22 protein-coding genes and 1 riboswitch are annotated in these 25,448 nt (G+C 40.4%); of the genes, 19 read left to right on the top strand and 3 right to left on the bottom strand.

The genetic code is table 11. From position 1 onward, the window contains the following. The first annotated feature begins 232 nt into the window (after window positions 1-232). The 9 genes from M3234_RS28060 to M3234_RS29905 all read left to right on the top strand — a co-directional run bounded on the left by M3234_RS28060 (window position 233) and on the right by M3234_RS29905 (window position 7,159). Window positions 233-1,294 carry a C45 family autoproteolytic acyltransferase/hydolase gene (locus M3234_RS28060; protein ID WP_262307823.1) on the top strand — a complete coding sequence of 354 codons (1,062 nt, stop codon included), beginning with the start codon at window positions 233-235 and terminating at the stop codon, window positions 1,292-1,294. Window positions 1,295-1,335: 41 nt separating this feature from the next. Beyond that, window positions 1,336-1,536, top strand: coding sequence for a hypothetical protein (locus M3234_RS28055; protein WP_262307822.1), 201 nt, complete (start codon window positions 1,336-1,338; stop codon window positions 1,534-1,536). 403 nt (window positions 1,537-1,939) lie between these two features. Beyond that, window positions 1,940-2,338, top strand: a complete 399-nt coding sequence (locus M3234_RS28050) for a hypothetical protein (protein ID WP_262307821.1) — start codon at window positions 1,940-1,942, stop codon at window positions 2,336-2,338. Beyond that, window positions 2,335-2,730 (top strand): hypothetical protein, encoded by a 396-nt coding sequence (locus M3234_RS28045; RefSeq protein ID WP_262307820.1) that lies wholly within the window; start codon window positions 2,335-2,337, stop codon window positions 2,728-2,730. The genes M3234_RS28050 and M3234_RS28045 overlap by 4 nt, the downstream gene beginning before the upstream one ends. A gap of 256 nt (window positions 2,731-2,986) precedes the next feature. After that, a riboswitch (PreQ1 riboswitch) is annotated at window positions 2,987-3,033 on the top strand. Between the two features lie 130 nt (window positions 3,034-3,163). After that, complete coding sequence (gene queF / locus M3234_RS28040) at window positions 3,164-3,664, top strand: preQ(1) synthase (protein WP_262307819.1); 501 nt, start codon at window positions 3,164-3,166, stop codon at window positions 3,662-3,664. A 15-nt stretch (window positions 3,665-3,679) separates the two neighbouring features. Next, window positions 3,680-4,321 carry a queuosine precursor transporter gene (locus M3234_RS28035; RefSeq protein WP_262307818.1) on the top strand — a complete coding sequence of 214 codons (642 nt, stop codon included), beginning with the start codon at window positions 3,680-3,682 and terminating at the stop codon, window positions 4,319-4,321. Between the two features lie 323 nt (window positions 4,322-4,644). Continuing rightward, window positions 4,645-6,042, top strand: coding sequence for an alpha/beta hydrolase domain-containing protein (locus tag M3234_RS28030; RefSeq protein WP_262307817.1), 1,398 nt, complete (start codon window positions 4,645-4,647; stop codon window positions 6,040-6,042). A 365-nt stretch (window positions 6,043-6,407) separates the two neighbouring features. Then, entirely contained in the window at window positions 6,408-6,959 is a 552-nt protein-coding gene (locus tag M3234_RS28025) for a GNAT family N-acetyltransferase (protein ID WP_262307816.1), read from the top strand. 5 nt (window positions 6,960-6,964) lie between these two features. Next, window positions 6,965-7,159, top strand: a complete 195-nt coding sequence (locus tag M3234_RS29905; RefSeq protein ID WP_262307815.1) for a hypothetical protein — start codon at window positions 6,965-6,967, stop codon at window positions 7,157-7,159. 38 nt (window positions 7,160-7,197) lie between these two features. On the opposite strand, the gene pdxR is transcribed toward M3234_RS29905, so the two are convergent. Beyond that, window positions 7,198-8,607: a MocR-like pyridoxine biosynthesis transcription factor PdxR gene (gene pdxR, locus M3234_RS28015; RefSeq protein ID WP_262307814.1), complete on the bottom strand. Its 1,410-nt coding sequence runs from the start codon at window positions 8,605-8,607 to the stop codon at window positions 7,198-7,200. Window positions 8,608-8,910: 303 nt separating this feature from the next. Between pdxR and M3234_RS28010 the strand changes: the two genes are divergently transcribed. The 4 genes from M3234_RS28010 (at window position 8,911) to M3234_RS27995 (ending at window position 16,938) form a co-directional block, all read left to right on the top strand. Further along, complete coding sequence (locus tag M3234_RS28010) at window positions 8,911-9,435, top strand: VanZ family protein (protein ID WP_262307813.1); 525 nt, start codon at window positions 8,911-8,913, stop codon at window positions 9,433-9,435. Between the two features lie 66 nt (window positions 9,436-9,501). Then, window positions 9,502-10,047, top strand: a complete 546-nt coding sequence (locus tag M3234_RS28005; RefSeq protein WP_262307812.1) for a GNAT family N-acetyltransferase — start codon at window positions 9,502-9,504, stop codon at window positions 10,045-10,047. 62 nt (window positions 10,048-10,109) lie between these two features. Beyond that, a complete protein-coding gene (locus M3234_RS28000; RefSeq protein WP_262307811.1) occupies window positions 10,110-10,790 on the top strand; it encodes a M15 family metallopeptidase in 681 nt (226 codons plus the stop codon). A 289-nt stretch (window positions 10,791-11,079) separates the two neighbouring features. Beyond that, on the top strand, window positions 11,080-16,938 hold the full coding sequence (locus M3234_RS27995; RefSeq protein WP_262307810.1) for a lamin tail domain-containing protein: 5,859 nt from the start codon (window positions 11,080-11,082) through the stop codon (window positions 16,936-16,938). A gap of 295 nt (window positions 16,939-17,233) precedes the next feature. Here M3234_RS27995 and M3234_RS27990 read toward each other — a convergent pair whose 3' ends face one another. Then, the gene (locus tag M3234_RS27990; RefSeq protein WP_262307809.1) at window positions 17,234-18,127 is read right to left on the bottom strand and encodes a LysR family transcriptional regulator; all 894 of its coding nucleotides are present in this window, start codon (window positions 18,125-18,127) and stop codon (window positions 17,234-17,236) included. A 357-nt stretch (window positions 18,128-18,484) separates the two neighbouring features. Here M3234_RS27990 and M3234_RS27985 point away from each other — a divergent pair, with 357 nt between their 5' ends. The 6 genes from M3234_RS27985 (at window position 18,485) to M3234_RS29810 (ending at window position 25,309) form a co-directional block, all read left to right on the top strand. After that, on the top strand, window positions 18,485-18,982 hold the full coding sequence (locus M3234_RS27985) for a DinB family protein (protein WP_262307808.1): 498 nt from the start codon (window positions 18,485-18,487) through the stop codon (window positions 18,980-18,982). A gap of 111 nt (window positions 18,983-19,093) precedes the next feature. After that, window positions 19,094-20,134: an alpha/beta fold hydrolase gene (locus tag M3234_RS27980; protein ID WP_262307807.1), complete on the top strand. Its 1,041-nt coding sequence runs from the start codon at window positions 19,094-19,096 to the stop codon at window positions 20,132-20,134. A gap of 386 nt (window positions 20,135-20,520) precedes the next feature. Continuing rightward, window positions 20,521-21,687: an MFS transporter gene (locus M3234_RS27975; protein ID WP_262307806.1), complete on the top strand. Its 1,167-nt coding sequence runs from the start codon at window positions 20,521-20,523 to the stop codon at window positions 21,685-21,687. Window positions 21,688-21,907: 220 nt separating this feature from the next. Beyond that, window positions 21,908-23,740, top strand: a complete 1,833-nt coding sequence (locus tag M3234_RS27970; protein ID WP_262307824.1) for a S9 family peptidase — start codon at window positions 21,908-21,910, stop codon at window positions 23,738-23,740. A 314-nt stretch (window positions 23,741-24,054) separates the two neighbouring features. Continuing rightward, a complete protein-coding gene (locus tag M3234_RS27965; RefSeq protein WP_262307805.1) occupies window positions 24,055-25,035 on the top strand; it encodes an NAD(P)-dependent alcohol dehydrogenase in 981 nt (326 codons plus the stop codon). A 187-nt stretch (window positions 25,036-25,222) separates the two neighbouring features. Then, window positions 25,223-25,309, top strand: a complete 87-nt coding sequence (locus M3234_RS29810) for a putative holin-like toxin (RefSeq protein WP_396954002.1) — start codon at window positions 25,223-25,225, stop codon at window positions 25,307-25,309. A 43-nt stretch (window positions 25,310-25,352) separates the two neighbouring features. On the opposite strand, the gene M3234_RS27960 is transcribed toward M3234_RS29810, so the two are convergent. After that, window positions 25,353-25,448 (bottom strand): IS3 family transposase (locus M3234_RS27960; RefSeq protein ID WP_262305499.1); only part of this gene is annotated, 96 nt, incomplete at its 5' end.

The raw sequence follows: 25,448 nt of genomic DNA, 5'->3' as shown, positions 1-25,448 counted from the left end.
GCCTGGAGCGCAAATCAACAGACATATCAAATAGTTTTTGATTAATATCATTATAACAAATTAACGCGGTGAATTATTAAAGTGGTTATATAAAATAAAGGCTGTCGAAAGTTTCTCGACAGCCTGACGACAGGGTAACTGTCGTTTTTTTATTTATCCAATTATCAAGTCTTTTCACACTACAATTAGCACAAGCATCATTTTTATTATGCAGCACTTGAAGGAGCTTTTTATGAAAAAAATATATGCAGACATCATTCAATTTCGTGGGACACATTATGATTTTGGCTTTAAGCAGGGTAAACTACTCAAGGATTCAATATTGGTCAGAAATCGGGAGCGGCAATGGGAAGTCCGTAAGCCTCAGTTTCGAATTGATAGGAAAGAAACCGAAATGATTTTCCAAGAGCTAGCTCCTCCCATTTGGGAAGAATTGATTGGGTTGCGGGATGCTTTGGAGTGGCCGATGGAAAGGGTATTGCTTGAGTTCGGCGGATACAGAGTGAAAATCAATCCTTCGGGATGTTCGATTTATGTTGGGGATCATTTTATGATTCGCAATTATGACTATCATCCAAAAACCTACGATGGACGCTATGTGATTTACAAGCCAACGGATGGAGGCTTTGCGACCATTGGGGTAAGCCAAAAGATTACCGGCCGAAGTGACGGAATGAATGAACAGGGCCTTGCAATGGGCTATACGTTTATGAACCGCAAACGGCCCGGAAACGGCTTTATTTGCCATATGATTGGCAGACTCATCCTGGAATGCTGCGCCAATACCAAGGAAGCGGTTGAACTGCTGAAAGTGGTTCCCCACCGCGGATCCTTTGCCTATACGCTATTTGATCAATCCGGCGAGCCACCCGTTATTGTCGAAACCTCTCCAAGAAGAGTGGAAGTCCGGCAAGGCTATGCGTGCACCAATCACTTTAAAATTCTGACCGAAGAAAACCGTCATATTCTGGAGGATTCGAATAAGAGATTGCAAATTGTAGAAGAAAATCAAACACGTGAAATGAGCGGCTTTGAAGCCTTCAGGCTCTTGAATGACACCGGTCAGGGCGTGTTTTCCAAGCTTTATGGCAGCTGGGCCGGAACAATCCATACCTCCGCCTATTTTCCAAGGGAATTGGAGTCCTGGGTTGTACTAGGTGGGGACCAAGAACCAACCAAGTTTGATTTCTCCAAATGGGTACAAGGGGAAGACTTTCACTTGAAGAGGATGGAAGGAGAGGTCGATACGGATATTCCATTTCCTCATATGGAACGGGCGGATTGGTATAAATAAATGAAAAATACATATTCTAACGGCGATTGGAGGTGAAATAAATGGCAAACCGAAGAAATAATCAACAGAATAACCAAGGTATTGCAGAAAGCATAAAAAACACCGCGGGTTCCGCTTTTGAAACGGTGCACAACGCCTTAGAAGCAACAGAGAATATTGCAATGAAAACAGTGGATGCAACAAAAAATGCCGTTAATAATTTGGCAGGAAACACGGATGAAGACAGAAATAATCAGGAATGATGGTAAAAAAACGCAACTTTTTAATCGTTTAATTAAATATGTTACATAAAAATGGCTATCAATTTGATGAGGAAATTGATAGCCATTTTTATAAATTTGCCGAAAGCAAATAAGGCCCATAGGTTTTTCCAATTCCAATGATTCTATCCTGACGATCACGCAAGCTCAATAATAAGCGATTTAGTAGTTTAAAAGTTTTTAATTTAGTAATATAGTAGGCTAATTGTGTCTTCTTAGATCATCACATAACGGAGGAAATTAAATTTGAAATCACTAAAACGAATGCTATATGAATTAACGATGGATAAGGACTTTGTCGCTTTAAAATTCCTGATTGATCGACCGAATGTCTTCCATGTTGTTGGGCTACCCATTTAGAAACATGGCATTCCAGGTTTTTATCTTGGCTATTGGATCCGACGGAAAGACACATGCTAGGGTATTAGAAAAATTTAAAGATGAAACGTATCTTCTTGTAGGGTTGGTACCAAAAAGCCAAATTAAAGAATCAAATGAAGCAACGTTCGGCAGTTCAAAATGGTATGGAATCGATTATCAGCAATTAGTAGACATTGTTCTGATGCCTTGCCTGGAAAACCCCGATTTAAGCATTTACGCCAAGCCCATTATTCAGCAGTATGTAGATGCACTGCGGATGCCTTATAAAGGGAAGCGTGAAAAATTGGCGACGATTGAAGAAGAACGAACATTGGTCCGGTCGATTTATGATCGTTTTGAAGATGTTTTTAAAGCGATTACGAAATATCAAATGAGGCAGACAGTGAAGAAAGAAACTATATGAACACTGTCGTGACCGAAACCTATAGTGAAGTTTTCAGGACCATCAAATGGATTCTTGACGAGGAAAACGATGTAGAGGAGTTATGGAACTTTTCGACGCCATTCCAAAGAAACATTCATAAGAGATGGGACGAGCTCCATATCGTCATTCATCATGAGGGTAAACAAGAGGTTATTTTTGGGAATTCTGTTCCTGAACTTTGGAAAAAGACATTACAGTGGATTGAAGAGTATCAACTCCCTCTTCGTCAGATTGTAGAAGATGGCTTTATTCTTGGAGGCGGGGATAGAGGAAACCGTTATGCGATTGCGTTCCAACCAGTCCATAAAAACAGAAAAAAATTTCCGTCTATCCATACATATGAATCGATTATGACCGGTGAGACTTACTAAATTGAAACAAAAATTAATCCCCATAGTGGCATGAAAACGATTGCTAAACTACTAAATAAGTTAGGGGTAACAGCTGAAACTCCGCTGCTGGAGAACGGAGGGGACAGTTCCCAAATAGACTAGCCGTGTGAAAATAATATTTAAGTGTACTCCAATAACGTTGTATTTATTTTGTGTATGTTAAGAATCATTTTTCTGTTGACGAATAGAACTGCCTTCTTTATAGTATAGTTAGAAAAAAGAATACCCGTCTTGAGCGGGAGAGGTTCATAGCTGATACCCTCTATAAAAAACTATGGATTCATGACACAAGGCCATGTCCATAAGGATGTGGCTTTTTATGTTTTTATCCTTTTTAGTTTGCAATAGAATGGAAGTGTGAAACTCTCCTGTGAAAGTGTGGGAACCCTACATTTTACAGGAGGTTTTTTTTATGTCTGGAAGAAGTCATAAGGAAGGTTTAAAGGATTTAACCCTACTAGGGAATCAAGGAACAAAATATGTATTTGAATACGCACCGGAAGTATTGGAGTCCGTCGATAATCTCCATCCTAACCGGGATTATTTCGTGAAGTTTAATTGCCCAGAGTTTACGAGCCTTTGTCCGCTGACAGGGCAGCCCGACTTTGCCACGATGTATATTTCCTACATCCCTGACAAGAAAATAGTCGAAAGCAAATCGCTAAAATTATATTTGTTCAGTTTCCGAAATCACGGGGACTTTCACGAAGACTGTGTCAATATCATTATGAATGATTTAATCAAGTTGCTTGACCCAAGATATATGGAGGTCTGGGGGAAATTTACCCCGCGCGGCGGAATCTCTATTGATCCATGGTGCAATTATGGAAAACCGGGAACCAAATATGAAGAAATGGCCCAATTCCGCTTGATGAATCATGATCTGTATCCTGAAAAAATTGATAACAGATAAGGAAGGGTTAAAAAAATGATTTTTTATTTAAATGGTATTTTTGTAGGGTTATTGGTTTTAGCCAATATCGTGGCCGTTAAGTTATTTAGCATTGGAGACACATTCATTCTGCCAGTGGCAGTCATTGTATATATTTTTACTTATCCGATAATCGATGTGATCGTTGAGGTTTATGGAAAAAAAGAAGGCCAAAGAACGGTTAAGGCAGGATTAGCAACACAAATTCTTGCTCTCATCTTTATCGCCATTACCGTCCATTTGCCGGCGGCACCTGTGTTTAAAGACCAAGCTTCATTTGAAACCATTTTCAATGGAAGCTTCCGGGTCATTTTGGCAAGTCTCATTTCCTACACGGTCAGCCAAAATCTGGATGTGTTTGTGTTTAATAAATTGAAGAACAGGCATGGGGATAAAAAGCTTTGGCTGCGGAATAACGCCTCCACCATGCTGAGCCAATTGATTGATACCACCATATTTATTACGATTGCATTTTATGGAACCATGCCAATCGCGATTTTGGGGACCCTAATTATGACTCAGTACATGTTCAAATTTTTTGCAGCCATCATGACGACACCCATCGTCTACCTCCTTGTAAATCTTGCGAGAAGAATGGATTCCGACACCAATATTTGTAAAAACACGGTAACGCGATAATTTTGAAAGGGATCGATGGATGAATAATCCGTCGGTCCATTTTTTTGGTTAAGACACATAATGCGAAGGTGCTTGGCACGGTTCCTTTTACATTTATTTGTACTTCTTAAAGCTAATATTTATTTGTAGCAAAAAGTATTTTAAAAAAAATGAGAGATTTCGTCTCACATTGTCGAAGGAAAATTCAGAAAATTAATTATACTACATGTTATGATTTATTTAGGCAGGCTAAATAATTTTGTTGCTGCATAATTCAAAAGAAAGGAGTAAACAAAGAGCAAAGCTATCGAAATCCATTGGAATGAACAAGGAGGGAATATTTTTTGAAAAAGCTCGCAAAATATCTATCTTTACTTTCCATCTTTGCCCTTACTACTTCTTTGTTTGCTGCTGACGCTTCGGCAGATTCTTCTTCTAGTGTTCCGAATCCCACTGTGACAGGACCTATCCCATCTGTCACACCAGGTGACCCGTCTCATGATTATCCTTTCGGTGCAACAAACATGAATTTAGCTAAGATTGGATATGTCGAAGAGGAGTTCTTTGTGGAAGGAGAGGCACGCCAATATACGCTGCCTTCATTAGGCACGGGAACAGAAATGGCAAATGGAAACACCGAATATAAAACCAGGATAGTCGTCCGTCGTCCTGTAGATCAAAAGGATTTTAACGGTACAGTGCTTCTTGAATGGTCCAACGTAACAGCGGGACTAGATATTGAGTTTGATTGGTACCTATCTCGTGACTACATAACCCGGGCCGGGTATGCCTGGGTAGGGGTTTCTGCACAGCGTGTTGGTGTCGATCGACTTAAAGTTTGGAGTGACCGTTATCAAACCCTAGATGTAACGGATCAAGGAAAAATAATCAACGATGCATTGTCTTATGATATTTATTCACAGGTTGCTCAAGCACTTCGAGTTCCAAAAGGAACCAATCCACTAGATGGATTGAAGGTCAAGAAAATCATTGCAACGGGTCATTCCCAATCTGCCGGTTACCTCGCCCGTTACTATAATAGTGTGCACCCGATTCATCGTGTGATAGACGGCTTTGTTATCCGTGGAGCATCCACACCTTTACGAAAGGATCTGGACACGAAAATCTTCCGGACGATGGCAGAAACGGACGTCAGTCGAGCAACAAGTACAGCAACGATTGCTGCCAGTGATGAGCAAGATACAGAAAACTTCCGTCGCTGGGAGGTAGCGGGAACATCCCATGTGGATTTAATCCAAAGACAGGGATATGAGCCGACACTGATTAGAGATTTAGGAGGAATCACCCCTGTTGAAAGTGACCGCCCGCCATTTAGCAGAATTCCATTTACCTATGTACAAAATGCGGCTTATGACTACATGGTAAAGTGGATTGACGGTCGTGTTGTTCCTCCAAGTTCTCCTCGGTTTACGTGGATGGCAGATGGCATTACGAAAGTAAGGGATAGTTATGGAAATGCCTTAGGAGGCATTCGACTGCCAGAACACGAGGTTCCGACTGCTGTGAATACAGGAAATAATTCAGGACCAGGCTTTGAGCGTTTATATGGTTCTCATGAACCGTTTGATCCAGTCACATTAAGAAGGCTATATCCTAACCATGGCGCCTATGTTTCTAAAATAAACCACGCAACGAATGCCATTCTTAAACAAGGCTTTATTCTACAGGATGATGCACAATTAATTAGAGATGGTGCTGCCAAGAGCTTAATTGGTAAATAGAATTTAAAGCAGTCGAGGTGGGAGAAAGAACAAAAAAACCCAAAAGATTGGAACGATTACTCAATTCCATCGTCTAATTAATGTTTTAAAGGGGTGTGTTCGGCAGTTTCACTTTAAATAAGGACATTTTTAGATAAAATAGGAAATTTTAGAATTGACGCTAAGGGAATTAGTACCTTATGCATTTACAGATTTAGATATGTAGTTAGTCATACATAAAACGGTCAGTCCATTTTGCAGGATGACCGTTTTTTTATTTCACACCTTATTTTTAAAAAAAGAGACTGTCACTTAAAAATTTTCAAAACTGTCCATTTCCTCCTAATGAATGATTATTTATAGTAAGGCAGGGAGGGATTTTCAAAATGAATAATCAAGAAAGATTCTTAGTAGGGGAAAGGGTATTCTTAAGGCCATACAATGAGGGCGACCTTGAGTTTCTGTACCAAGGTTTATATATTCAGGAAACTAGAAGATTAACCGGCTTAAAAAAAGTCTACAGCAAAGAATTCATGGTTGAATATTTTTCGAAAATTAGTAAGCATGATAGTCGTATTTTTCTAGTGATTGTTGATAATTCAACGAATGAACCAATCGGGGATGTCGAATTAAACTATATTGATCTGTTAAGCAGAAGTTCCTATATTCGGGTGCAAATTTCCAATGATCAATATCTGTCAAAAGGGTACGGAACCGAGGCAATGAAACTGCTATTGGATTATGGATTTGGCGTGTACGATCTTCATCGAATCGAATTGGAGGTATACTCCTATAATGCGAGGGCCATTCGGGCATACGAGAAACTTGGGTTCAAGCAGGAAGGAATTAAACGGGAAAGCATTTATTACAATTACGAATATCATGATACGATTATAATGGGACTATTAAAATCTGAATTTATCGAAAAAATGAGGTGATAATCTTGAATAATGAGCAAGTTATGACTTGCCGCTCATGTGAGGGCACAACATTTGCGAGTGGGAAAGTGAGCAATGGCCATGCAAAGTTAATGCCACTCGGCATGACGTTCAGTACAGGTTCTTCCCTGATTTATACATTCTGTAAGGAATGCGGGGAAGTTTCCTCCATTAAAGTGAAAGATCCAGGTAAATTTTAAAAATTTTTACAGAAGGACCTTACAGCAGGTCCTTCTGTTCATGATGAGGAATACCAGGCATTTGCGAGCGCTTTGATTCCTTCCTCAATTAAATCTAAAGGGATACCAGCAAATCCAATCATAATGGTGGTCGGGGGCTCGAGGGGTTGTGACCAATAGAAAGCACCATTTGCTACTCTTACCCCTTTATCTTTTGCAAGTGCGACTAGTTCTTCGGATGAGCGGGAATCGTTTACTTTCACCAATAGATGAAACCCGGCGTCTCTGCCAATTACGGTCACTGTTTTGTTCAAATATTTTTCAATAGAGAATAATAATCTATCATGCTTTTCTTTATAGAGCTGTCTCATTTTTCGCACATGTTTGGCCAGAAAACCCCGTTCAATGAATCGTTGAAGCGTGATTTGCTGCATCCTTGATGCCGATTGCTCCAGCATCAGTTGGATCCGCAAGCGATGATAATCCTCTAGCAGGTTCTGAGGCAAAACCATATAGTGAATCGAGATAGCAGGTGCGAGTACCTGGGAAAAACCACCCAAATAGATCACGTTTGGGTTTGGCGTCAACCCCTGTAGTGAAGGAAGGGGTTCGCCATAATATCGAAATTCCCCATCATAGTCATCCTCAATAATATAGCCGTTCTTTTTATCGGCCCATTCCAGTAGGGCCCATCTGCGTTCCCTCGACATCGTGGTTCCAGTAGGGAATTGGTGAGAAGGTGTAGTCACGACCAATCTGGCTCCACTCTCATAGAGATGCTCCACATTGATGCCTTCCTGATGGAGGGGTATCGGCAAAATCGAATATCCCATCCTTCGGAATAGGGATGGAATTAAAAAATACCCAGGATTCTCGATGGCAAGTTCTTTAAAATCTTGCTGTAACAGGGAAGAAAGAATAAAGATTAAAAAAGATTGGTCTCCGGCGATGACAATTTGTTCCGGCGAACATTGGACACCGCGAAATTGATGGAGGTATTGGGCTATTTCCTGACGTAATCCTGCTTCACCTTGCGGGTTGCCATAATCCAATTCAAATTGTTCATCAAACAACGTTTCACTATAAAGCTTCCGCCAAGTTTTGATTGGAAAGGCGGCGCGGTCAATTTTGGACATGTGAAAATCATAAGGGTATACATGACGATCTCTTGAAGGATAAACCGGTGCCAATGCCTGACGATTCTCCTGTTGGAATTCCAACCGAGCATAGGGCTCCGGGATGTTTTGCACAAAATAGCCTGCCCGAGGTCTGCTGTCCACAAATCCCTCCGAAACTAATAGCTGATAGGCGAGTTCCACGGGTGTCGTACTGATACCGAGGAATTCAGCCAGTTTTCTGATTGAGGGAAGCTTGTCATTTACCCGCAGGTGGTCTGTCGTGATTTCGCTTTTTATATGGTTATAAATTTGTAAATAGTGGGGTGTATCGGAATTTAATAAGATAATCATAGTTTATTCCTTTACTCTAGCTTTTAAGAAAATTGTAGCAGTGATTGTCAGAAAAATTAAGTGTTTTTTCCTATTTTGGGGAGGATTATAAATCGATAAAACAACAGGAAAGGGTGCACGAGATATGGTTTTGCAAGAACGAATCTATAAATGGATAGATAGGTACGAAGAAAAGCCCATTTTTTTGTTAGATAGGAAAAGAACGAAAAATACCTAAAATATTGGAACGATTACTCCATTTCATCGTCTAATTAATGGTTAAATAAAATGAGAAGAACTTACGATGGAACTGGAGGATGTAATTTGGACTATCTTATTAATTTTCTATTATTGGGTTTATTATACTTTTTGTACTTTTATAAAAGATGGAAAAAAGCAACCAAACAGGAATTTTTCCTTAAAACATTTATGTACCTTTATATCGTGATGGTTTTATTTGTAACGATCATGCCATTTCACCCACCAACTGGAGCAATGAATAGGATTATTTTGAATGAAGGCAATCTCACACCTTTTCGTGATTTAAGAATGCATTACAATGGGGCTGTTAGAGGCATTTTTTTAAATATCTTAATGATGATGCCGTTTGGATTTATGTACCCTTTGGTCAAGAAACGGGGTGTTTTGAGCACTATTATCATGTCCTTTCTTTTTAGTTTGGCAATTGAGGGTTCTCAATTACTAAGCGCATGGTGGGGGAGTCCTACTTCGAGAATATTTGATGTAACCGATTTAATCACCAATACGTTCGGAGGTTTCGTAGGGTACGTTGGTTATTTATTTTTTCGACCAATCAGGAAAGTGTTGAATAACCGGATGCAAATATAGCAAGATCTAATGGATGGCAGGAATTTGAATGGGTATATTTATCCGTATTGAAATGGAGTGTTTTTCATGATGATTACTCACCAAGAGTTCAAGGTAAAAGATGTAACGTACACAATTAGGTCTGCAGTGAAAAGGGATGCTAAGAGTTTGTCGGAATTAAGATTGCAGATTGATGGTGAGACCGAAAATATGGATAGAGAAAAGGGTGAAGCGTTCATCGACGAAGAAGGGTTTGAACGAATCATCGAAACGGATACCAACCACCCGAGACACTTATTTTTAGTGGCCGAGGTGGAAGATAGATTAGTAGGCTATTCGAGATGTGAAGGTTCAGATTTAAAACGTTTTGTTCATAAGGTTGAATTTGGCATAGGTGTACAAAAAGATTTCTGGGGATATGGCATTGGAAAAAACCTCATGAAAGAAAGCATTTCCTGGGCTGACACAAACGGAATAACAAAAATGGTACTGAATGTTCTAGAAACAAATGGGAACGCGATTGAACTTTACAAAAAACTCGGTTTTGAAATCGAAGGAATAATAAAAAAAGATCGAATTCATTCGGACGGAAACTACTATAGCACGTATATAATGGGAAGATTTAAGGAATAGCACTTTTAATAATGCAATTGTTCTATTAAAAAAAATAAAAGGAACAGGAAAGGAAACATGTTATGAAACAATTAAGAAATGTATTAATGAGTGACCCATTAGTTTCCGAAATGAATATACAGCCTTTTCAAGAACCATTTGTTGACCTTGTTAACTTTGACCCTGAATTAGTGGTGGACCACTCTCTTTCAAATAGAACACCTTATTTTTCCTATGTTCGTCTTTCGGTTGCCAATAAGCTTTCTGATGCTAAAAAATTTCTTCCCAATGGTTTACGTTTTCTAATTAAGGAAGGATTCAGACCTGTACATCTTCAACAGTTAGCCTTTGAACGTTCGATACAACGGGTAAAAGAAAATTCAGCGAATCAAGATATGAACTATATAATCTCGGAAGCATCAAAATATGTTGCTCCTCCCCACGTAGCTCCTCATCCAACAGGAGGGGCCATTGACCTAACCCTAATAGATTCAGATGGTATAGAATTGGATCTGGGCACACCATTCGATGCGATACCACAAGATACTGACAATGCTACTTTTTTTGCTGCAACAAACATTAGCGAACAAGCCATTCAAAATCGTAAATTACTGGCAAACGCCCTTCAGTCTGTAGGTTTTGTCAATTACTTTACGGAATGGTGGCATTGGTCGTACGGTGACAGGTATTGGGCAGTCATGACCAATGCAGAATATGCTCTCTATGAATCCGTTACAGAAGAAAAATTACAAACTCTATTGTAAAAACCGCCTGAAAGCGAACAGTGATTGTACTGTTCGCTTTTTTATTTGTTGCTAACCAGCTGCAATCCAGTATTTACTTTGTATAAATTATGAATCCGAGTTTACATAAATTACAAGAACTAAACAAAAGTATACAGTTAATTACCAATCTATTAATATTAGAAATTTACAATAGAAAAGAACTATAAAATTGGCGGAAGATTCCGAGAAAGGGTGAAAGTGGGAGCGGGAAGATAGTAGGAACAGGGTAATGGTTATATAAAATGTAAAGAAAGGGAGAGTAATGGAGATGAAACGGGTACTTTCTATTGTATTAAGTCTATTAATCCTTATTAACCCATTCGTGAATGCGACAAGTGCATTCGCTGCTGAAAATCAGCAAAACAGCAGTATTCAGCAGCCGGTTATGATTACCGAAATTTATCCCAATGACAAAGCCAATAATCAAATTGAAGGGGCAGGGGATAATGATCTATTCGAATTCATCGAAATCTATAATACTACAAATAGTGAATTAGATTTTAATAGTGTTTATAAAGTCCGTTATGATTATGTTTCCAATGTGAAGGATCTTACTGTAACAGCTGCGGACGATCCCACGAATCTGAGTGCTGTTATTCCGGCACAATCACCTGCCGTGTTATGGGTGGAGCGGACAAGTTCCAAAATTACCGGTGCTGCCGCATCACTGACCGAAGTAGATTTTCGGGCATACCATCAAATTCCTGCCGAAGTCCCAGTCTTTAAACTCCGCGGACAAGACGGCCTGAATAATGTCGATCGTGGATTTTACATTACTAGTAAAGAAGACAATAATGTCATTTTGAGCGATGCTCATTATACAAGCGAAGACGTCGGAGATGGGCTAAGCTATCATGTAAAAGTCCCAAAAAGCGGGACAACCATGGAAAGCTTTGTTAAAAAAGGCCAGCCAACACCAGGGAGTGTTCAAGCTGAACAGTTGGTGCCAACAGCGAATAATCAGCCAGCCATCAGCCACAATCCAGTTCAATCCATTCCGGAAGCGACTGATTTTACCGTAACAGCAGCGATTGCCGATGGAGATGGCGATCCATTATCTGTTCATTTATTTTATCGTGCAAATGCGGCAGAGTCCTACAAAGAAGCAGCTATGACTAAAGGGGATTCTGGTTATATCTATACAATTTCAGCCTCAGAAATAAGTGGAAATGCGGTACAGTATTACATAACGGCAAACGACGGAAAGGAAACGGTAAAAACAGACGTTTTTACAACTGCGATAGATTCCTCCGGCGTGCCAGCTGAACCAGAACAACCTAAAAGTGAGTATCCGATTTTTTTCACAGAGATTTATCCTAATGATAAAAGTAACAGCCATATTAATGGGGCTGGATCAAATGATTTATTTGAGTTTGTCGAAATCTACAACCATACAGACGAAGAGCTTGATTTCAACAGCATCTATAAAATTCGCTACGATTGGCGTTCGGGCACCAAGGATTTGGCCGTTACAGCAGCGGATGACAAAACCGATCTGAATGTAAAAATTCCGGCCAATACACCAGCGGTATTATGGGTGGAACGAACAAATCCAGCTATTACAGGTGATGCTGCCAATTTAAAGGAAGCTGATTTCAGAGCCTACCATAACGTCCCGAGTGATGTTCCGGTTTTTAAAGTACGCAATCAGGATGCACTTCCAAACGATAGCGACCGCAGCTTCTATATTACAACCAAGAGCAATGACAGCGATATTATTAGTGAAATAAGGTTCACAGGTGAGGATACGGCGGATGGAAAAAGTTTTCATACGCGTGTACCGCAACAAGGAGTAACGGTTGAGGCTTTTATTCGTAAAGGCGACCCGACAGCAGGTGTGGTGGATGCCGGCCAGCTTGTTCCATCCTCGAATCAAAAGCCAGTAATCACCCATCAGCCTGCAGGTCCAATTCAAAAAGGATCCGATTATACGGTTGAAACAGCCGTTAACGATGCGGATGGTGATTCGTTAAACGTTTCATTATATTACCGGTTTAATCCATATGGTGATTTCACGAAGGTCGCCATGGAAGCAAAAGCAAATGGAAGCTACACTTATAAGCTTGCAGCAGATGCCATTTCCGGAGCGGTCATCAATTACTATATTGAAGCGGCTGACAGTGAATCAACTGTTCAATCGGAAACCTTTGAGGTGGTTGTAAACGACCCAGCCAATGCCGTTCCGCCGAAAATTCTAATTACAGAAATGACGCCGAATCCGGCTGGCGATTATCGTAGAGGCAGTGGGAACCAATATGAGTTCATGGAGATTTATAATAACTCCAATGAATTGTTGAATTTAAAGGGCTACACACTGTTCTATTTGTATCCTAACAATTCACCAGCGCCTAAAAAATGGACCATTCCTCAAGAAACGGCCATTGAGCCATACAGCACTGCAATCATTTGGTTTGCCAAAGAAGCAGTAACGGCCGGTTTCACAACAGCGGAGGATTTCAATATCCATTACAATTCTAATGTGGATGAACAGGATATTATTTTTTACGATAATAAAAATTCTGCCGACTTTAACCTGCCTAACTCGTTGGAAAGAGGCTTTGCCATTTCTAGTTCTGACTCTGTCAACGATATCATCGTCGAAGCATGGTATGACGCATCAAGCGTTGGCAGCCCGGACCGGATGGTCAACGATATCCGTAACAGTGCCGTTCTTTATAACTATCCTGAATCAGGAAAACTAATGGAGCGGACTGGAACGAGAGCATTTTCCAACCCTGGTAGTATTGACGAAGGACAAGTCCCTGCGCCAGAAGGGTTAGATGTTGTGGCACCAATGATTGAACATAATCAGCCATTCTATCAAATCCAGCAGGGGAAGGACCATACCATTACGATTGCAAGCCATGAACCATTGGCAAAGGCAGAGTTGGTTTACGGTACCGCTAAAAATCCTTTAACCGACTTTACCAATAAAACGGTCATGAGTTTGAAAGGACAGGAAACTGGAAAATACGTTTATGAAGCCAGACTAAATATTGCAGAACTTGGGTCATACCGATACATGATTGTTACCGAAGATGCCAGTGGTAATATAACAAAGGTCCCTTATAATTCACGCGGAAATCAAATCACCGTCATCGACGAAGCCATAGGCATTGAGTACCCTGAATCAGGCATGTCCATCGCCGATGGGGAAAGCTTGAGCGGCAAAGTTGGCTTATATGCCTATGGAAAAACAGCTCCAAATCAGTTGGTCCTATCATTGGATGGGCAAAAACTGGAAACAAAACCTGCTCTGCCGGGAAAAGCAAAGTTGGGATTCCAGGCTCAGGGTATTGACTATATTTATCAAGCATCCGCCAGCGCAAAAAATGCTGCGGGTGAACGAGAATATTTTACTAGAATATTGCCTAGCTATGTGGATGGGGCATGGTACACCTATGATGTAGCTCCAGGATACTTTATTTCCGATCAAATCGTGTCGATTCACTCAGGCGGTGAAAATGTTCCGTATGACCTCGATGTCCATGAGCAGTATTTTAATAAATTGAATTTTGATGATTTTGAGGTCATCAATGTGCATCTCGTCTTGCCTGATGGCACCATGATTAAGCCTGAGAGCGTACGCAGCTATTTAGGAAACTTGCAGCAAACAGTATTGCCATATCGGGAAAATGTATTTTATCCATTCGGAGATGGCAGTGCACCGACTAGCACCAATTTTACAAAACCAATGAAGAGTGACTTTATCTTCAACATCCCGGCAGAAAAGTTAACAGCGCAATATGCCGAGATTGACACAACTGCTTATGCAGATGGAACCTATCTGCTAAAGCTTGACCAAAATGGCGCACAGCCAGATTTTGCTGCCGTTACTTTTGATAATACCGACCCTGTCATTAAGGGGATTTCCTATTCGACAGGCAAGCTGATTACTGAGGGTGAACGGATTAGAGGGAAATTCACATTTGCAGTAGATGCCGAGGATAATTTGACAGGTATAGCCAAGGTAGAAGCAAAGCTGGATGGAAAACCGGTTGAGTTTCCATATGAAACATCATCGGCCAAACTCGAGCCCGGAAACCATGAATTGCATGTGAATGTTTATGATGGCGCCGGAAATCTATCATTCTATTCAGTGTCTTTTACAATCGATTCCGAAACACCTGACCAGCCATCCGAACTGTCACCTGCCGACTTTGGCGAAAAGGTTGCGGAGAATGCCACGTTAAAGGCTAAAGTTACCGATCCAAATGGCGATAAAATCGATGTGGATTTTTATCAGGGAAGCAAGTATGATTTTGCCAGCAACGATGGGATCAAAGGGTTTGGCCATATCGCGGACAGAGAGCCGCCGTTAACAGTTGAATCGACAGGCGAAACGGAATTATCTGAAGCAGACAAGAAAAAGCTTGCCTATGCTGATGGTGATTATCTGGTCAATGATTCCAACATGGGATTCCCTTATCATCGTTTTGAAGTCGAAGTGGACGAAGAATTAACCCCAGGTGATAAAGTGGAACTTTATTGGAAGGGAAAAACACTACCAAATCGAAAGGTTACGCTTTATGCATGGGATTACAGTGCAGGCAAGTGGACAGCGATGAAATCGGCAACTGGGGATGCTGCCGAGTCTGACATTGTCCTGACTGTAGAGATCGACAAAGAAAAATTCATCAAGGATGGCAAAATCCAAGCCATGGTCCAGGATGAAGTCAAAAATGCCAATGATCCGTTTACAATGCTTTGGTTCACCGATACTCAGTACTATGCCGAAACCTATCATTATATTTTTGATGGTTTAGGGGATTGGATTGTAGACGAGTATCAAAAGGGAACGTTTAAGTATGCGATTCATTCCGGGGATATCGTCAATATTGCGAATGATGATGCCCAGTGGGCTGTGGCCGATCGAAACCTAAAAAAATTGGATGAGGCTGGTGTTCCATATGGGGTTCTCGCCGGAAACCATGACAGCATCATTGATGGAATTGATTATTCCTATTACTACAAGTGGGTTGGGGAAGAACGGTATAAACACAATCCATGGTATGGCGGCTCGATGGATAACAATCGCAACCATTATGATCTCATGTCATTTGGCGGCCATGATTTTGTGATTGTCTACCTTGGCTTTGGTTTGGAAGATACACCGGAAACGATTGCCTGGGCGAACGAAGTCCTGCAAAAGCACTCGGACCGAAATGCGATTTTAGTCATGCATGCCTACTTAGAGTACAGTGCTACCTTGTCTAAAATGTCTCAGAATGTATTTGACCAAATTATCGTGCCAAACGAGAATGTAAAAATGGTGATGGGAGGCCATTACCATGGAGTAGCGACCCGCGTCTCCGAAATCCCTAATCAAGATGGCTCTACCAGAAAAGTATTGGAAATGCTTTCGGATTATCAAGGTGGTCCGAATGGCGGCGATGGCTATGTTCGGTTATTGACCTTTAATCCGGCTGATGAAACGGTCAGCATTCAAACCTATTCGCCGATTTTGGATGATATGAACTTCTTTGATGAGCCTGGTGTCGATAGTTTCACCGCAGACTATCAGTTAATTGATATCAATAAACGGGTCGCCACCGATTACTTCAGCGTTAATGTTTATTCGGAGAAGTTAATTGGAAGTGATAAGGGTGTATTATCGGGTGAGACAGCGTCCGTAGCGTGGAAGGACCTGCAGCCGAACCAAACTTATTACTGGTATATGAACATTACAGATGAAAACGGAGCAACAAGACGATCTGACATTTTCCGATTTGCCACAGCGGACTTTGTGTCTGGTCAAGACCCGGATGATAGTGGGCAAAATCCTGACACGGGTGGTAAAGATCCTGACAACGGTGGGCAAAAACCGGATAACGGGGGTAACGGTCCTGACAACGGCGGGCAAAATCCTGATTCCGGCGGGCAAAGTCCCGACAATGCCGGCCAAAACCCTAATCAAAACGGACAGCAGCCAAGCAACGGTAATGGCCAAGGCGGAAAGGTGCACGCTCCTAGCTACATCAAAAGCCCTCATGCTGGTGAAAATGCTCTGCCTAACACGGCTACGAGTACCTATAACTGGGTGGCAGTTGGCATGATATTGATCCTCGCTGGAATTTGTATCAATTTTGCCCGCATCATGAAAAGGAGAAAGCTGGGGGGAAATTAACAGATAAGCTTATTGCGCAAAAAAGGGCAGCCATTTAGATTGGGCTGCCCTTTTTAACTAATCAGGCGTTTTGTGGACAAAACAGCGAAAAGAAGACCAAAATCGACTTTGATTTGTAATTATCTGGATAATTAAAGACAAAATCTGCTTGGGAAGTGGAGAAAATGTCTTTGATCAGGCCTCTTAAAGACAAAACGGGCTAGGAAAGAGGCAAAAATGCCTTCGATGTGTAATTATCTGGAAATTAAAAGCGAAATCCTCATAGGAGGAGGGAAAATGTCTTTAAGCAAGCACATTAAAGACTAAATTTCGCCTGAACTTCTTTCAAAAAAAATTCAGCAGCGGCGGAAAACACCTGATGCTTTTTCCAAACCATATTTAAGCCGGATTCAAGGCGGGGTTCCAGAGGTCTGAAACAAAGGTTGCTGTCGCTGGACGTATTAACGATTTTATCAAGAACAACTGCATAACCAATGCCCTCATCAACCATAATCGCCGCATTATAGGCAAGATTGTATGTAGTCACAATGTTTAACTTATCAAAATCCTCGCCAAACCAATCTGCAAATTCGTTTTTGGAAAAAGTCTGCTTCAATACCTGCCGTGAACAGATGAGTGGAACGTTTACTAAATCCACCGCTTGAATGGAATCTTTAACAGCAAGAGGGCTGTCCTTTCTCATCACAACGCCCCAAACATCTTTGGCTGGGACATGAATATAATTATATTTGGAAATATTAGCTGGTTGGATAAGTATCCCAAAGTCCAGCAATCCCCGGTCAAGCCGCTCCGTTACATCGTCTTCATTTCCACTGAAAAGGTGAAACCGAATTTCAGGATAGCGTGGCTGTAAATCTTTTACGACCCGAGCAATCTGCCTCATCGCTTCCGTTTCCCCTCCGCCAATATAGACATCCCCACTGATCGTTTCTTCCATCGAATGAAATTCAGCCTCTAATTTATCGACCATCTCCACGATTTCTTCTGCGCGCTTTCGCAGAAGTATTCCCTCATCAGTAAGAATGATACTGTGACTGCTGCGAATGAAAAGTTTTTTTCCCAACTCTTGTTCCAGGTCTTTTAATTGTCTGGACAAGGTTGGCTGCGTCACATGCAAAAAATCAGCAGCCTTCGTAATGCTTCCTTCTCTTGCTACTGTAAGAAAATAGCGCAAAACTCTAAATTCCATAAAAATCGCCCCTTTAGCTTGTCTCAGTATATCCTTTTCAGGTATGCCCATCAAGCATATCTTAATATAAGATATAGGTGTTTGTTTAGACGCCTATTGCACAACTAGAATGAATATTAAGGGGAAGAGACCACTTTTAACTGGAATGTTTTAAGATTGTTTGAAATAAAAGTAATGGTAGTTAGGTACATGAAGAAGGAATTAAACTGGAAGAGTCGAATAAGTCATAGTGAACTTGGTTTTGTTGTATTCTCAAAATAATGATTGGAACTTTCATTGAGAACATTTTTTTTGTTATTTGGTCGACACTGTCTTTTACTTTGTAAGATTACGCTAAACCGTGAGGAGATGGGTTTTATGCAAGTTGTAGCCAAAATGTTTTTAGAACAACTCGACATGCATTGCTATGAGAATGAGTGGTTTGCATCCATGAAACAGGCGCTTCATGGAGTCAATGCAGCTGAGGCAGCATGGACTAGTTCAGGAATCAGCAATTCGATTTGGCAGATTGTCAACCACTTGATATTTTGTAATGAAGACGTGATCCATCGAATTAAGGGCACAGAGAATCCGCATAAAGCAGAAGACAATGATGAAACCTTTGGAAATCCGGGGGATCCAGAAGACGAAATTGGGTGGGCCCAGACAGTGCAGCGCCTTAATGGAGTCATGAATAAATTAAAAACGGTCATTGCGGACCTTGACGATGAAAAGTTAAAAGCTCCGTTTGCAGCTAACAGGTATTCTATTGAGCGTTTACTCAGTAATATCATGATGCACGATACATATCATCTCGGCCAAATTGTTCTGTTGCGAAAGTTGCAATCCTCTTGGGGTGGCGTTGATTGGTCCTAACGAAATGAATGAGCTGTTTCTGTTGGCGTCTTTTTGCATGGACAACACATTCAGGGATTGAGTTTAATGTGGTGTAAAAAAGATTGTGAAGTCATGTAAGGAGTTTTCTATGTGAGTCGCAAAAGAAAGTTAATCATTTTTTTCATATCAATAACTCTGTTCCTGCTTCTGATTCTATTGTTTCCAACTTGGACACCTAAGATAAATGGGGAAAACAGCATTGCATTATTAGAGAGCTTAGAAATAAACGGAACGGAACTTGAAGTAATGATAAGAGGTGTTGATAAAAACAATCCAATTATCATTTTCGTACATGGTGGACCGGGGTGCTCTGAAATTCCTTATGTTAGAAAGTATCAAGATTTACTTGAAGAGCATTTTACGATTGTTCATTATGACCAAAGAGGAAGTGGAAAATCATATCAGTTCTTTGAGGATTATTCTACTATTTCCTCAGACCAACATGTTAAGGATCTATTGGCTCTAACAAACTATGTAAAAAATAAATTTTCTAAAGAAAAGGTTTTATTAATTGGTCATTCCTTCGGTACATACATAGGGATGAAGGCTGCAAATAAAGCTCCTGAAAAATATGCTGCATATATCGGGATTGGTCAAGTTTCAAATTATATTAATAGTGAATTAGATAGCCTCAACTATACAATTAGTCAGGCCCATCAAGCTGGAAATCGAAAGGATGTAAATAAACTCAAGCTTCTTGAGGATTCTATTAAAAAAGGGGAAGCACATACCCCTAGAGACCTGGTTCGGAAGTATGGAGGGGCATCAAGGTTAATTAATGATAATATGGATTATTACATAGGATTTCTAACAAACCCCGAATATAATTTACTTGATGTCATTCGTTATATAAAAGGGATTTCAGCCACGCAGGGTATATTACTTTCTGAAGAAAAGGAGAATGATATTACAACAATAGTTAACAGCTTGGATATCCCTTTCTATTTTGTCATGGGTAAATATGATTATATGACATCTACGAATTCAGCAAAAGCCTATTATGATAACGTAAAGGCTCCTATTAAGGAATTTATCGTCTTTGAAAAATCTGCACATTATCCACAATTTGAAGAAGAGACCGTTTTTGCAGATTGGCTAACTCAAACTTGGAAAAGTTTGGAGAAATATTAAGGGAATTAAAAAACATTTTCATTATAGAGAATTTGCTAAAAAAAACAAAGTTTACGAAAACAGCCTAATAAAAAGCTGTTTCCGTAAACTTTGTTTTTTTGTTCCTAAAGAAGTGATACGGTCCTTCAATATATTTCAGAAATGCTCAATAGGCATTTCTTGATATGAGATATAAGTATTCGTTATATGAAGAAAGCACGACTAAAATAAGAATTATAGATAGAAAGGATGGGATATAAAAAATGTCTACTATGCTAGATAAAGTAGTTGTTATTACGGGTGCATCAAGCGGCATTGGATATGATAGATATCAATGACGATAAGGTAAATGCCCCCATATTACGTGGGGGCATTTTATTAAAGAGAGGAGCTGTTTTTTTAAAAAAATGAAACGAAATCAATTGTTAATTTTTATATTAGCTGTAGGCGTCTTCGGCATTCTAAATACCGAAATGGGTGTGATTGGGATCCTGCCTGATATTGCCGATCACTTTGATATCAGCATTTCAAAAGCAGGGTTGCTGGTAAGCAGTTTTGCCCTTGTCGTGGCAGCGGCAGGCCCAACGATGCCGTTACTGTTTTCAGGGATTAATCGAAAGAAGGTCATGTTGCTCGTACTGGGTGTTTTTGTAGTGGGTAATGTCGTAGCAATCTTTGCCCCTAATTTTACCGTTGCCTTAATTGCCCGGGCGATTCCGGCATTATTTCATCCCGTTTATTGCTCGTTGGCGTTTACGGTAGCGGCTGCATCGGTAAGTAAAGAGGAAGCCCCGAAAGCAGTTTCCAAAATATTTATCGGCGTTTCTGCCGGGATGGTGGTCGGCGTGCCAATCGCGAGCTTTATTGCCAGCGCCGTTTCATTGCAAATGGCGATGACGTTCTTTGCAGTTGTCAATGCAGTTGTTTTCGTTGGAACGTTACTGTTTGTTCCATCGATGCCTGTTGCAGAAAAACTTTCTTATGGCACACAGCTATCCGTGTTAAAGAATTCTATCACATGGCTTTCGATTGTTGCGGTCATTTTGTTAAATGCGGCCGTCTTCGGCGTATATAGTTATCTTGCAGACTATCTAAAAAATGTGACGAATTTGTCGTCGAACCTTATTAGTATCCTTTTATTTGTTTATGGCGCAGCCAATATTATTGGCAGTATTGTTGCTGGAAAGCTACTTACGAAAAATGCAATCAAAACTGTCGTCATTTTCCCATTGGTATTGGGAGTCGTATACATTCTTTTATTCTTGTTCGGACAGTTTAGCGTCCCGATGATGATCATGACATTAATCTGGGGAATATTGGGTGGTATTGGAGGCAACATCAATCAATATTGGATTACGTCTGCAGCTTCTGAGGCCCCAGATTTTGCGAATGGATTATTTCTCACTGCTGCTAACTTAGGAACAACCTTTGGGGCAGCAATAGGCGGATTATTTATAGCAGAAATGGGTATTGAATACGTTGTATTGGTGGGGATTCTATCATTGATCCTTGGTTTGGCAGCTGTTTTACTACGAAACTATCGGTTTATTCCTATACAACAACTGTCAAAATAAGAATACCAAAACAAGTGCCAGGCACCCTCTAGAAATTGGGGAGGTGCCTAGCACATTTTATGTTTATGGAAGACAGAGAGTAAAGAAATAGCCGATATCCTAGAAAGGAAATCGGCTTGTATGATGATATCGAGCAGGCACCACAAAAAATTCTACAAATATAATGGATTGGATGAGAAAATCCCTTAATGGAACGGGGAGGGGGATGCATTTGTTCGAAGTGAGTATTGATCCTTATTTACATGTTCGTTCTGCCAAGAATCCTGTCTATGCCCCTAATGGTCAAAAGCTAAGTTTTATCGCCGATTATACGGGGGTTCCACAAGTTTGGGAACTTTGTCGAGGGGAAGAATGGCCAGCACAAATTTCTTTTACAAAAGACAGAATCACCTTTATTGGCAAAGTAAACGGCACTTCTGATCGGATTATTGGGATGGATATGGGCGGAAATGAAAATCAGCAATTGTCCTTACTTAAGGAGAATGGAACACTAGTCGAGCTGACAAAGTCACCAAATCATTTTCATCGTTATGGAGGCAGCTCCCCAAATGGAAAATGGATTGCCTGGTCAAGTAATCGAAGGCACCCAGCCTATTTTGATCTTTATATTCAAAGTCTGGAAACATTCAAGTTTCATCCTGTGTTAACCGGTAAGGGTCTATTTACAGCAGTGGAATGGTCTCCAGACGGCCATTCAATATTGGTTCAAAAGACCAATTCTCCGCTGGATAATGATTTGGGTATTCTTGATCTGGCAACAGGATTGGTAGACTGGATAACAGAGCATAAAGGGGAAGCGAGTTTCAGAGATGTCCATTTTAGCAAAGATGGAGATCATATCTACGTATTATCAAACAAAGATAGAGAGTTTTTTGACCTTGCACTTATCCATATAAAAACCAGAAATTTCATGTGGCTGGAGCAAGGAAATTGGGATTTTGAAGAACTCGAAATGAATAAAGATAAAAATTTGTTAGCCTTTACCATTAATGAGGGTGGAATATCCAAGGGTCTACTTTTAGACTTAAATAGCAGTCACCTATATACGTGGAAGACACCTACTGGAATCATAAAAGATTTAAAATTTTCCCCTGATAGTAAGAAATTGGCCTATGTTTTTAATGGACCGGCTCACCCATCGGATATATGGGAGCTTGATTTAGAAACGATACAGTTGGAGAGACTTACCTATGTTTCCCGTTCACCTATATTGGAACATACATTCATTGAACCAGAACTTATAAGTTATCGCTCATTTGATCAACTTCAAATTCCAGCATTTTATTATAAGCCCAAAAATACAGTGGAAAAATTTCCTGTAGTCATTATCATTCACGGCGGACCTGAGATGCAGTCTCGCGCTGTATACACCCCAGTTGTACAATTTCTAATCCGCAAAGGTTATGCTGTATGCACCCCAAATATCCGTGGGAGTACAGGTTATGGAAAAACGTATACGAAATTGGACGACGTCCGAAAAAGAATGGATGCCGTAAAAGATATTGTTTTTTTAGTGGAATGGCTTAAGGTGCATGGGAACATCGATCCTAATCGAATTGGGATAATGGGCGGCAGCTATGGAGGATTTATGGTCCTTGCAGCTATCAGCCACTATCCACACCTATGGTCTGCCGCCATTGATATCGTTGGAATGTCTAGCCTTAGAACGTTCCTGCAAACGACAAGTCCTTGGCGTAAGATGCTAAGGGAAGCGGAATATGGAACGATTGAAAGAGACGGAGATTTTTTTGATAAAATTGACCCATTACATCATGCAGATCGAATTACCTCTCCTCTATTAGTCATCCATGGCGAAAGGGATCCGCGTGTCCACATTCAAGAATCCGAGCAAATCGTGAATAAATTAAGGGAAAAACAACACCAGGTGGAATTTATTCGTTTCGAAGATGAAGGCCATACGATTTCAAAACTGAAAAATAAGCAGATTGCTTACAAGGCAATCGTTAACTTTCTTGAACAAAATATGGGAGTGGAAGACAAGAGAAGCAACGGCTTCAAATGGAGCCGGGAATATCCTTTCTTCCATTTATAATTCTCGTTGGAAATGGAATGTTAAATGGGTCAGTCCTCTTATTTCTTTTTGAAAAAATAACGAAAAAACACTCACACTTGTTGTTAAATCAACATTTTTGAGTGTTTTTTGTTTAGATTATTATCAACGAGGCAGGTTATTTAAGGAAGGGATTTACAAAATAAAGAAATATATACTAACCCGCATATATTAAAATGCGACCTTCATAAAGATAGTCTTAAAGCATAAATCTCTTATATCTCGTCTAAATTTAGGAGCAATGTAAAGGCAGGAACAGAATGAATTCTTAACTCAAATATGAAGGAGATCCCATTATGAAAGCGATGGTATACCATAAATACGGAACGACGGACGTACTTCATCTAGAAGAGCTGGAAATGCCTGTCGTAAAACCAAATGAGGTACTGGTCAAGATTCATGCTGTTTCTATCAATTCATGGGACTGGGACCTGCTGAGAGGCAAACCATTCCTGAATCGTCTTGGGGGTTTTTTTAAACCCAAATACAAAATCCTGGGTGCTGATATAGCTGGAAGGGTTGAAGCCGTTGGCAACGAGGTAAAGCATTTATCTGTAGGGGATGAGGTGTTCGGGGACATATCTTGGTGTGGTTGGGGTGGGTTTGCGGAATATGTAAGTGTTAATGCAGAGGCATTGACATTGAAGCCGGCTAGTATGACATTTGAGGAGGCAGCTGCGATACCGCAAGCGGGAGTTCTAGCACTGCAGGGGCTTCGCGACAAAGGACAGATTCATGAAGCGAAAAAGGTGTTAATTAATGGTGCCGGTGGAGGTGTAGGGACCTTTGCCTTGCAAATGGCCAAATTATTTGGGGCGGAAGTAACTTGTGTGGACAGTAAGAAAAAATTAGATACATTAAAATCCATTGGTGCTGACCATGTGATAGATTACAAGGAAGTGGATTTTACAAAAAACGGGGAGCTTTATGATTTGATTCTCGATGTAGTAGGGACCCAGTCTATCTTCGACTACAAGCGTGCACTAAATCCTAAAGGAACATATGTGATGATTGGAGGCTCCACTTTACTAATCATGCAGCTATTGTTGCTAGGACCTAGGATTTATAAAACGGAAGGTAAGAAGATGGCGATCCTTATTCATAAACCAAACAAAAAGGACCAAAATTATTTGAGTGAACTTTTCGTTGCAGGTAAACTTGTACCCGTTATAGATAGAAGCTACTCATTAAGTCAGGTTGAAGAGGCTATTCGTTTTCTTGGGGAAGGACACGCCAAGGGAAAAGTGATCGTCTGCGTGGAACACAATCGGACTTAAATGGAAGTGCCGGACACCCTCCAGAAAATCGGTAGGTGCTTTTTTCTTCTGCCAATACAATTGGAAGGTGCAAAACTTGTATGAAACATATGTTCTTTTAACCCTGTAACTGGTAACTTGAGTGGTAATAGAATAGGAATCTCAAGGGTGGTCGGCACACTCTCATTTAGAAAGGGGGTGATGCTGAATGACAGTTTTTCAAGCCTTAATGCTTGCAATATCATTTGCTAGTTTAATTTTGGCGATTCTGTCATTTCATAACCATAAAAAATAATCCACCCTTGAGTGATCTGAACCCAAAAAGTTAGACACAAAAATTAGGCAGCTACCTGGGCATGAATTCGGTATTGAACTGGACTCATGCCTTTTAATTTTGCCTTAATTCGCTTGTTATTATAATAGTAAATATATTT

The organism is Neobacillus niacini (assembly GCF_023715785.1).
Lineage (GTDB): Bacteria > Bacillota > Bacilli > Bacillales > Cytobacillaceae > Neobacillus > Neobacillus niacini_E.
The sequence above is the reverse complement of the archived record's forward strand: the minus strand, read 5'-3'. Positions and strand labels throughout refer to the sequence as shown.